Raw genomic sequence first — 1,375 nt, 5'->3', positions numbered from 1 at the left:
TCCTGGGTGTTCTCCTCCTCGTGGAGCATCTCCTCGAGATCGGCCACCGCGCTGAGGTGGGGGCGCTCGTCCAGGACGGTGTTGATGTCGATCGTGGCGGTCGTCCCACGGCCGGTGGAGCGGGGGTCCTCCAGGGCGGTGGCCAGCAGCTCCTTGATCCGCTCGCCCTCCTCGGGGGTGATCTTCTGCGGGCGCAGGTGCTGATTGACCGGGAGCAGGTCGGCGTGGTCCTCGTCCTCGAGGTTCAGGATCCAGTCGGAGGCCAGGGGGTTGGCGGTGGTGACCGCGGCGATGCCCAGCCGCGGGATGGCGCCGGCCAGGTCGGTGAGGCGACGAGCCTGGGCGGGGGTGGGCTCCAGGCCCAGCAGGACGATCTCGGGGCCGAAGGCCTCTTCCTGGTTGGCGGCGCGGGCCTGGTCGAGGGTGGCGGCGTCCTGCTCGTCGAGGGCGCGGCGGATGTCCTTGGCCTTGCCGTCGAGCTGGCCGATCAGCTGGTCCAGGTCGTCGATCTGGCGGACGCGGCCGTCGCTGACGACCTTGGCCAGGCCGTCGGCGACTCCGACGAGCGTGATGGTGACGTTCTCGGACCAGCTGGAGGTGGCCAGCTCCACGGCCATGGCATCGAGGACCTGGGTGGTCAGCTGGGGGTCGCCGTCGATGCCGAGGGTGCCCAGGCGTTCGAGGTCGAGCAGGACCTGGGAGCGAGTGTCGTCCTGGCCGACGGTGACCAGCGAGGGGTAGGGGGCAGCGGGCAGGTCGGGGTCGATGTCGATGGAGCCGGAGGCCAGCGTCCAGACGACGCCGTCGTCGGTCTCGGCCACGAAGGGCTCGGGCAGCTGCGCGGGGGCCATGAGGTAGAGGGCGATCTGCTCGGGCGAGACGCGCACGAGGAACAGCTCAGGCAGGTCCTGGCCGTTCTCGTGGGCCCAGCGGGCCAGCCAGCGCTGGACGACGTCGAGCTCCTCAGCCTGCTCGGGCTCGGCGACCACGCGCAGCTGGGTCTCCAGCTGCGCGGTCTGCTCCTCGGGCATGGGGACGGACTGGCCGGGCTGGCGGCGGCGGCGCTGGAGCTGGCGGCGCAGGCCGACGATGCCCAGCAGTCCGGCCGCGGCGAAGGCGCCGAGGCCGCCGATGGTGGCCCATGCGGGGACCTCCTCCGGGGCAGCCTGCTCCTGGTGGGAGGACAGATCGGCGGGGGCCCTGTCTCTTATACCCATCTCCGAGCCCACGAGACGGAGCTACAGCTCGTATGCCGTCTTCTGCTTGAAAAAAAAAAAGACCTTCCACCGTGGCAGCACCGACTACGTCGTCACCGACCGCAAGATCGACATCGGCGCCTTCGACTCCCCCACCTTCACCGGCCCGCTGGTGGGCC

At 70.8% G+C, this 1,375-nt stretch carries 1 pseudogene; it reads right to left on the bottom strand.

Features of this window, described 5'->3' with window-relative positions:
- Nucleotides 1-1,217 (bottom strand): annotated as a pseudogene (locus tag J1M40_RS12055) (hypothetical protein); the annotation flags it as partial.
- Nucleotides 1,218-1,375: the final 158 nt, after the last annotated feature.

This window comes from Micrococcus sp. KRD026, from assembly GCF_017168445.1.
GTDB lineage: Bacteria > Actinomycetota > Actinomycetes > Actinomycetales > Micrococcaceae > Micrococcus > Micrococcus luteus.
Note: the sequence above shows the minus strand (reverse complement) of the source record. Positions and strands in the feature narration are given on the sequence as shown.